This is a genomic window from Frankia tisae (assembly GCF_025403405.1).
GTDB lineage: Bacteria > Actinomycetota > Actinomycetes > Frankiales > Frankiaceae > Frankia > Frankia tisai.
The window spans coordinates 1-8,398 of record NZ_JANEZT010000303.1; the positions used below are offsets into that span (position 1 = coordinate 1).

7 protein-coding genes and 1 pseudogene are annotated in these 8,398 nt (G+C 69.3%); 2 read left to right on the forward strand and 6 right to left on the reverse strand.

The genetic code is table 11. The annotated features are described in order from the left end of the window. The 3 genes from NBZ85_RS23420 to NBZ85_RS23430 form a co-directional block, all read right to left on the reverse strand. Positions 1-511: helix-turn-helix domain-containing protein (locus NBZ85_RS23420; RefSeq protein WP_261562597.1), on the reverse strand; the 511-nt coding region annotated here is incomplete at its 3' end. Positions 512-850: 339 nt separating this feature from the next. Next, the gene (locus NBZ85_RS23425) at positions 851-1,813 is read right to left on the reverse strand and encodes a DUF2637 domain-containing protein (protein WP_261562598.1); all 963 of its coding nucleotides are present in this window, start codon (positions 1,811-1,813) and stop codon (positions 851-853) included. A gap of 437 nt (positions 1,814-2,250) precedes the next feature. Then, a complete protein-coding gene (locus NBZ85_RS23430) occupies positions 2,251-2,940 on the reverse strand; it encodes a cyclase family protein (protein ID WP_261557862.1) in 690 nt (229 codons plus the stop codon). 132 nt (positions 2,941-3,072) lie between these two features. Between NBZ85_RS23430 and NBZ85_RS23435 the strand changes: the two genes are divergently transcribed. Beyond that, positions 3,073-3,897, forward strand: a complete 825-nt coding sequence (locus NBZ85_RS23435) for an enoyl-CoA hydratase/isomerase family protein (protein WP_261557863.1) — start codon at positions 3,073-3,075, stop codon at positions 3,895-3,897. Positions 3,898-4,003: 106 nt separating this feature from the next. On the opposite strand, the gene NBZ85_RS23440 is transcribed toward NBZ85_RS23435, so the two are convergent. The 3 genes from NBZ85_RS23440 to NBZ85_RS23450 form a co-directional block, all read right to left on the reverse strand. Next, positions 4,004-4,972 carry a helix-turn-helix domain-containing protein gene (locus NBZ85_RS23440; RefSeq protein WP_261557865.1) on the reverse strand — a complete coding sequence of 323 codons (969 nt, stop codon included), beginning with the start codon at positions 4,970-4,972 and terminating at the stop codon, positions 4,004-4,006. A 642-nt stretch (positions 4,973-5,614) separates the two neighbouring features. Further along, positions 5,615-6,184, reverse strand: coding sequence for a recombinase family protein (locus tag NBZ85_RS23445; RefSeq protein WP_261562599.1), 570 nt, complete (start codon positions 6,182-6,184; stop codon positions 5,615-5,617). A gap of 42 nt (positions 6,185-6,226) precedes the next feature. Beyond that, positions 6,227-7,312, reverse strand: coding sequence for an IS630 family transposase (locus NBZ85_RS23450; protein ID WP_261562600.1), 1,086 nt, complete (start codon positions 7,310-7,312; stop codon positions 6,227-6,229). Between the two features lie 336 nt (positions 7,313-7,648). Between NBZ85_RS23450 and NBZ85_RS23455 the strand changes: the two are divergent. Further along, a pseudogene (locus tag NBZ85_RS23455) lies at positions 7,649-8,398 on the forward strand (tetratricopeptide repeat protein); the annotation flags it as partial.

An 8,398-nucleotide genomic window follows, 5' to 3' on the forward strand; every position in this document is an offset into this window, starting at 1 on the left:
GGGTGGGAATCGGGTCGGGGACGGCGGCGAACGCGACATGCCAGCGGCCCGCACGACCCCGCGTCACCCGATAGGACCTGGCGTCCGGAACGGTACGGCTACGGCGGAACCTGACCCAGCCCACCTTGGGGATCCGCACCCGCGACCAGCGCCGGTTGACCTGCCGCACATCACCCGACCGCACGGCGACGATCCGGAACCCCTCACCCCGCCCGCGGCGACGCCACCCCGGCCGCCGATGCGACCCGCCGAAGAAGTTCGCCCTCGCGGTGGCGAAGTCCCGCAACGCCTGCTGCTGCACGATCACACGGCCCGCCGCCAGCCAGTCGAACGCGCCCCGCGCCGCGGTCAACTGCCGATTCCACTCGGCGTAACCGGGAGCGGGACCACCCCGCGGGTTCCACCACGACTGCTGCTCCACACACAGGTTCCACACGAACCGCGCATGCCCACAATACACAAGAAGAACATCCTCCTGCGCCGCGCCAGGATACACCCGGAATCTCGACATGAAACCATTTTAACCCGCAAACGGGACCTTGAAGAAGCCGGGCATGAGATTCCCGGAGGACCTGCACACTCACGTCACCGAAACCATCAAAGAAGACGACTGTTCCCCGAACAGGGAAATCATCCAGCTGTTACATGCCGCGTTCGCACGGCGGTTCGCCTGACGGCGAACCGCCTACCCCTGCCCCGCTCGGCGGATGCGGGGAGCTGGATTCCTCCCCGGCCTGAAGGCCTGCGCATCCCCCGGAGTTCTCGGTGACGGTGGAGTCGCCATGCAACACCTTCGGCAGGATCCGAGCGGGCGGCAGGATCCGAGCGGGGCGCGAGACCCTCGGCACGGTCAGCCGCTGGCTGTGGTGGGGGCGAAGGTCCGTTCGGAAGCCATGCCGCGGCGCCGTCCGCGAACGGTGGGCCGGTGCACGGGTCGGGCGGACGGGCCGGTGTTGACGTCGGCATACGGGGTGTTCCTACGGACCTGGTAGACCCAGCTCTTGCTGACCGTGATGCCCTGGGCGGCGAGCACCGCGACCGCCTCGGTGACCGACCCGCCGGTCTGGTCCAGGGTGCGCACGATCGCCTCGCGTTTCACGGCCGGGTCCGCCGCGCCGTCCAGCCCGGCGGGCGACGCGACCTCCGCCCGATCGGCATCTTCTCGGTCGGCATCTTCTCGGCCGGTCTCCACCCGATCGGTCTCCACCCGGCCGGTCTCCACCCGATCGGTCTCCACCCGATCGATGTCCACCCGATCGGTGTCGTCGTCCGCCTGGGTCGAGGGTCCACGGCTGTCGGTCCAGCCCGGGTCGTCAGCCGCGCCTGACGCCGGGGCGTGCGGGGGCGCCGGGTCGCGTTGCGGCGGGATCGGTAGGACGGTGGTGACCGGATCGTCGGCGCTGCGGCGTGCGGTCGGGTGGATCTGACGCATGAGCAGCTCGTAGGAGCCGAGCAGGGCCAGCGGCGGCCAACCGGCGATGATCCGGGCGGTGACCGTGGGTTCGGCGTGCAGCACGTTCGCGAGCAGCGACGCGCAGGCCCCCAGTGCCAGCAGGAGGTAGGACAGCCAGGACCGGTTTCGCCCGGCGCGGCGCTCCGCCAGCATCGCCATCGACGCGGCCACGATCAGCCCGTCCACGCTGAACGGCAGCACCGCCGCGGTCATCGAGTCCTCCCCGTGCGCCATCGCGACCCCGCGCATGTGCCGATAGGACACGAAGGCCGCCACCACCGCCACCGTCGTCACCGCGACCACCGTGGTGATCCGGATCGCCCGCTCCGCCCTGACACCGGAGGATCGACCCTCGCTCATCGGCTGATCACCATCCACACCGATCGATCTCCTCACCGCTTCGGAAATGCGACGTCTCCATGCATTTTGCTCCAAAGCTGTCCAGGCGATCCGGACCCCCCGCCGGTACGGAGTGTCCGTATTCGCCCTGGTGCCGAGCGTGGGAGACCGGCCCACCTACGCATTTCCCAGGTCACAGCACGCGACCATCAGCCCTCGCCACCCCTGACCATCCGGACCCGGGTCTGTTGCACCCGGTGCCATCTGGGGTGGCGCTGTTTTCCGAGAAAACGGACCATGTCTCAGCGAGCCCCGCGTTCACTCCCGAGCGCGGCAGCGCGGGTGGCGAGGTCACCGCGTAGCCGTCGGGGTCGGTGAAGGTGAACGTGCGCCCGAACGGCCCGTCGAACGGTCCGGCCGGGATCGGGATCGGGACGCCGTCGCTCACCACGACTTGGTCATCGCCGACGCGTCGACCCGCCGACGACGGCCACGGCGCGCACGGGAAAGGTGCCCATGCCGCGGACGGGCGCGGGCAGGACGGTGAGCTGAACGGGCTCGCCGTCGGGTAGCTCGTCCAGGGCGGTGAGATGCTCGACAATCGGGATGCCGGCGCCGAGCAGGCCCTGGTGGGCAGGACGGGACAGGTCGGCGACATCGTCGATGTTGAGCGAGTCGATGCCGACCAGCAGCACCCCGGCGGCGATCAGGGCCTCAACGGCCGTCTGCGTCAGGTGCGGCGCCGGGCCGAAGTAAGCCTCGCTCCCCCAGCGCCGAGCATGGCCCGTGTGGACGAGCACGGCCCGCCCGGCAAGATCAGCGGCGGCCGGCAGCAGCTCGGCCCCCACCGCCTCGACGCCGGCCGCCCGGACCACCACAGCCGGCACGTCCACCAGCCGAGCCAGGTCGAGGGCCGCGACGTCCGGGCCGTCAGCGTGAAAGTGGAACGGTGCGTCGAGGTAGGTCCCGGTGTTCGCGACGAGGTCGACAGCGGCGATGTGGAACGACACCCCCGGCGCGAGCCGCTCCCCCGAGGCCGCCCGGCTGGTCCACGTGGAGATCCGCGGACCGGGCAGACCGGGATAGGTCACCATCCCATCGACGATGGGATGGGACAGGTCGACGATCTGGCGGTCCCCGACAGACATGGCGCGCTCCCTGCGTCTACGGCTCTGATGCGCGGATCACGCGCACGGACGACGATGGGGAAATCCCCGCCGGAGCACGGTCCGACCCCCAAGGAGCCTGCCGATGACCGCCCGCGCCAGCCTGGCCGAGTTTTGACCGCCGAACCGTCGCGGCACCCCGCGCAGGGCCCCTGGACCACCCTGGACGTCCGCGTCGATGCGCCGGTCGCCTGGGTCCGGTTCAACCGCCCGGCCGCGCACAACAGTGTCATCCCGGCAATGATGATCGAGATCCACGCCGCGCTCACCGAGCTCGCCCGGGACGACACGCTGTCCGTCGTCGTTCTCACCGGCGCCGGCCGGACGTTCTGCCCGGGCGCGGACCTGACGGCGGCGCTCACGGACCACGATCCCGATCTCCCACCGGTGGTGGTCTACCAGTCCGCGACCCTCCTACACGAGATGCCGCAGCTCACCATCGCCGCGGTCAACGGCGGCTGCGCCGGCGCCGGGTTCGCCTGGGCGTCGGCCTGCGATCTGCGGGTCGCCACCGCCCGCGCCCGTTTCTCCGTCGCCTTCCCCCAGCTCGGTCTCACCAGCGAGCTCGGTCTGCCGTGGACGTTGTCCCGTGCGCTCGGTGGGGCCGCTGCCCGTGATCTCTGCTTCCTGCCGGCAAAACTGACCGCGGACGATGCCCGGCGGATCGGGCTGGTGGCCCGGGTCTTTCCCGACGACCGGTTCGAGGCGGAGGTGGACGCGATGGTCACCGAGCTGGGATCGCGCCCGCGCGGAGCCGTACGCGGGATGAAGGCCAACATCCTGTTGGCAGAACGTAGCAACCTGGCAGAATTCGTCGACGCCGAAGCGCGGCGCCACCAGAGTTTCTTCACCGGGTCGGCCCGCGTGGAGTCGGTGCTGGCCCTGCAGAACCAGGCACTCCAGCTGAAGCACCCGGGAACCACCGAACCCCGGAGCTGACCCGCGCCCACGGCACGCACCGGACCGGCCGACGACACGGAGACGCCGAGACGCCGAGACGCCGACCGGCCGGTGGCACCGGGGGCACGCATACAGGCGCCGGGACTCAGGCGACCTTCGGGTACTGCTTTTTGAGCCGCTCGATGAGTGCGAGCGAAGTCTGCTCGTCCCGGGCCACTGCACCCCAGCCCTCGATGAACATTCCGTCATAGCTCAGCCCGACCCACCGCCCGGTGAGTCGGTCGCCGTGCGGATTCAGCGAGAGAAACAGCGACCCTTTCGAGCGAACCGGACTGTCGGAACTGACATACCAGCCCATGATGATCTCTTCGTCGAAAACCTGCAGTTCACCCCACCAGAGGTAGCCGCCCTCCTCGCTGGACAGGCCGCGGGTGAGCGCCTCGATATGGATCTTCGCCCCGGCCTGCTCCAGGCTCGCCTCCTGCGCGGAATGGATCTCCTCGCCGTCCCGGAACGTCTGCCAGGCCGTCCACCAGCGCCCGGACAGGTCGATGGCGCCACCGGCCCGGCGGCTCGCACCGATGGGCGACGACACGGGCGCGGGCGGCTCCGGGCCGACGGCGGGACCGACAGTGGCGGCACTTCCCCCAACGATGAGCTGTCGACGATCCGTGGGAACCACCTCCTCCAGTGTGCGTGGCCAGGTGATACCTGCCCGGCTCCCCTTGTCCTCCAGCCAGGCATGCCTTCGCAGCTCGACCAGCCGACCGCCGGCGTTCAGCTCGGCGTCAATCGCGCCGATGAGCGACTGGGACGGCACACCGAGGAGACCACGCTCGGCCTTGGACAGGTAACTGGGCTGATAGCGGACCCGGTTGGCGAGCTGGGCCTGGCTCAGCCCGGCCGCTTTCCTGCGCTGAACGATGCTCTCCAAAAGGGTGGCAAGGCAGGGTTGCATGTCCATCACATCGTCTACCCGGAGTCCTCTGTTCTGGTTCGCCGCCGGACGCTTCCACCTGGTCTGCTCTTTGTCACACCGCTGAACGAGCGCACTGAGCGAGCGCGCCGGCTGCCAGGCCTGCCGGATTGTCGAATGATCGTCGCACGCCCCCACGCCTCCCCGCGCCGTGGGTGTCCTGGCAGCGCATGGCCGCCGCACCGACCTGTCGGCCTCCAGTATGACGGCACTCACACCGTCGCCAAGTAGTCCGTCATCCGCGCCCGGCACGCCGATGCCGGCGAAGTGGAATTCGATTTCTTCGCCGAGGTCACATCAACTCACCTTTCCGCGGAGGCTCCGGTCGGGGATTAGACCCTGCCTCAACGGCACGGTCCAGGGACGGGTATGACTGCGCACAGGGTGGCGGTGCTGCGTCGGATCGTCGGGCTTCACTCGATGCGACGCACAGTGAGGAGCCGGAGTGGCGGTCGGCGATGCCTCCGCCCGGTGGCTCGCGGTGCTCATCGACACCGTTATCCGCGCAGATGCCTGTCTCAGCGTTCCGGGATGCTGTCCCGCTACGAATGAGCTCGTCCGCGAGCCCGCGACGGGCGTGTGGCTACGTAGTCGGCAAACGGTCGTCTGTCGACACTGTCCGGAACCTGTCGATTTTCGAAGTCGCCTGCGCGGTTGAGCTGGGCGTTTGTGGTGTCGTGTAGAGGAGTCCGGGTCCGCGTGATGCGTTGAAGTCTCCTGCATGACGCGGCCAGCTTGGCCATGATCGCGCGGGCGGCTGGCCAGCTGGTTCGTGTCAGTTCAGCCGGCGACACCTGCGGCGGCTGTGGTCCGCAGGTAGGTGTAGACGGTCTCGCGGCTGATGCCGAACGCCCGGGCCAGGTCGGACTTCCGCTCGCCGGCGGCGGCACGCTCACGGAGCTGGGCGGCCTGCTCGCCGGTGAGGGCGGGTTTGCGGCCGGTGTAGATGCCGCGCTGCTTGGCGGCGGCGATGCCCTCGCGTTGGAGTTCGAGGATCAGGGCGCGTTCGAACTCGGCGAACGCGCCCATGACGGAGAGCAGCAGTGTGGCCATCGGCGAGTCCTCGCCGGTGAAGGAGAGGCTTTCCTTGACGAACTCGACCCGCACGCCCCTGCCGGTCAGGGTCCGCACGAGGCGGCGCAGGTCGTCGAGGTTGCGCGCGAGGCGGTCCATGGAGTGCACGAGCACGGTGTCGCCGTCGCGGACGAACGCGAGCAGCTCGTCGAGCTTCGGCCGGTCGCTGTCCTTCCCGGACGCGGTGTCGGTGAACATCCGCCCGACCTCGACCCCGTCGAGTTGTCTCACGATGTTCTGGTCGACGCTGCTGACCCTGATGTAGCCGACCCGCATCCGCCCCGACCCCTTCCACACCTCGAAATGTCAGGATGGACTCTAGTGTCCCGGTCCGGAGATTCTGTCGCAGTAGTGTCCGATGGCGTTGATGATCTGGTCGGCGGTCTTGGTCCATTTGAAGGGTTTGGCGTTGGCGTTCCAGTATTTGATCCACTGTTCGAGTGCGCCGGTCAGCTCGTCGATGGAGCAGAACACGCCCCGGTCCAGGCGACGGCGTTGCAGCTCGGCGAACCACCGCTCCACCTGGTTGAGCCAGGACGAGTAGGTGGGGGTGAAGTGCAACGCGAACCTCGGATGCTCCAGCAGCCACGTCTTCACCGCCGGGGCCTTGTGCACGCCGAGGTTGTCGCAGATCAGGTGGACCGCCAAGCCCGGTTCGACCTGCCGGTCGATCTCGGCGAGGAACCCGGTGAAGTCCTCGGCGGTGTGCCGGGCGGAGGTCGCGCCGATCACCGTGCCGGTGGCGGTGTTCAACGCGGCGAACAGATCGACGGTGCCGTGGCGGTGGTAGTCGTGGCTGCGCCGCTCGGGGGTGCCCGGCACCATCGGCAGCACCGGCGCGGTCCGTTCCAACGCCTGGATCTGCGGTTTCTCGTCGACGGAGAAGACCGCCGCGTTCTGCGGCGGGGCCAGGTACAGGCCCACCACGTCCCGGACCTTGTCGATCAGGAACGGATCCGTGGAGACCTTGAACTCCTCGACCACCCAGGGCTTGAGACCGAAGGCCCGCCAGATCCGATGCACGCTGGTCGGGGAGATCCCGACCCGCCGGGCCAGCTCGCGTTTGGACCAGTGGGTGGCACCCTCGGGCACCTCCTCCAACGTGCGGACCACGACTTCCTCGACCTGGGCATCGGTGATCGTGCGCGGCACGCCGGGTCTCGGTTCGTCACTGAGCCCGGCGAACCGGTCCCGGACGAACCGGGTACGCCACCGCCCGACCGTCTCCCGGGTGATCCCCATCTCCGCGGCCACGGCCTTGTTCGTCAACCCGTCCGCGCATCTGAGCACCATGCGCGCCCGCTGGGCCAGGCCCTGCGCGGTCCTGCGCCGGCTGGCCCATCCCTGGAGTGTCTGCCGCTCGGTCTCGGTGAGCACGAGCGGGAGTCTCGGCTTGCCTGCCATACCTCCATGACAACGCAGATCTCATAAGAGCGCAGATCTCAAGACCGGAACACTAGGAACCTGGTAGACACACGTCAAGAAACCCCGCCGAGGACCCTAACCTGACGCTTCTCGCGCTTGTTGATCGTGTGGTGTTGGGGTGTACCCCAAACCGACACGATCTCGGGAACATCACGCCTCGGCGGTGGGCCGGTCCCCGTGGGCGCGGGAACCGGGCGCGTCTCTGTCGCCCCCCGGTATGGCCCCCTATAGCGTGAAGGTGACTGTTCATGCCGTCTGCGTCAGCGGAGGGCGGGACTGCGGGGCGGGGCCTTGCGGACACTACGGGGGCGAAGAATGCGGGAGCGTCTACTCGAACAAGTACGGGCACGGCTGGAACGGTTTTACGTCGACCGGAATCCGGCCACGGTGCTGGATCCGGAAGCGGTCGCCGAGGTGACGGCTCTGCTCGCCACGGTCCCCGATCCAGCGGCGGACCTGGAAATCGCCCAGGCAGCCGGATGGCTGCACTGGGCGCGCTACCAGGCCCTGCCGCGCGGCGAGGACCAGCAGGATCTCGCCGCCGCTCTGGCGTTGTTCGCGCCGGTGTACCGGGCCCGCCCGGACGCCGTCCCCGACCAGGTGCGTGCCGCCTTCCTCGAGGAGCAGCCGAACGGCGCCGCCGGTATGACCGCCGCGTTGGCTGACCGTGCTGTCGTCCTGCTGCACGAGACGATGCGGACCGGTAATCGGCCGGCGCTGGACGACGCCATCGCTCTACTCCGCCAAGCGGTCGAGACCACCCCACCCGACCACCCCAACCGCGCCGCGATGCTGTCCAACCTCGGCGGCGCCCTGCAGGTCCGGTTCGAGCGGGTCGGGCAGATGACGGACCTGGACGCGGCGATCGACGCCGGCCGGGCCGCGGTCGAGACCACCCCACCCGACCACCCCGACCGCGCCGCGATGCTGTCCAACCTCGGCCTCGCCCTGCGGGTCCGGTTCGAGCGGGTCGGGCAGATGACGGACCTGGACGCGGCGATCGACGCCGGCCGGGCCGCGGTCGAGACCACCCCACCCGACCACCCCAACCGCGCCGGACTGCTG

Bases quoted from the DNA above. Each gene is read 5' to 3' on its own strand.
- NBZ85_RS23430 (WP_261557862.1), bottom strand. From the start codon at position 2,940: ATGTCTGTCGGGGACCGCCAGATCGTCGACCTGTCCCATCCCATCGTC.
- NBZ85_RS23445 (WP_261562599.1), bottom strand. From the start codon at position 6,184: ATGCGGGTCGGCTACATCAGGGTCAGCAGCGTCGACCAGAACATCGTG.
- NBZ85_RS23425 (WP_261562598.1), bottom strand. From the start codon at position 1,813: ATGAGCGAGGGTCGATCCTCCGGTGTCAGGGCGGAGCGGGCGATCCGG.
- NBZ85_RS23450 (WP_261562600.1), bottom strand. From the start codon at position 7,312: ATGGCAGGCAAGCCGAGACTCCCGCTCGTGCTCACCGAGACCGAGCGG.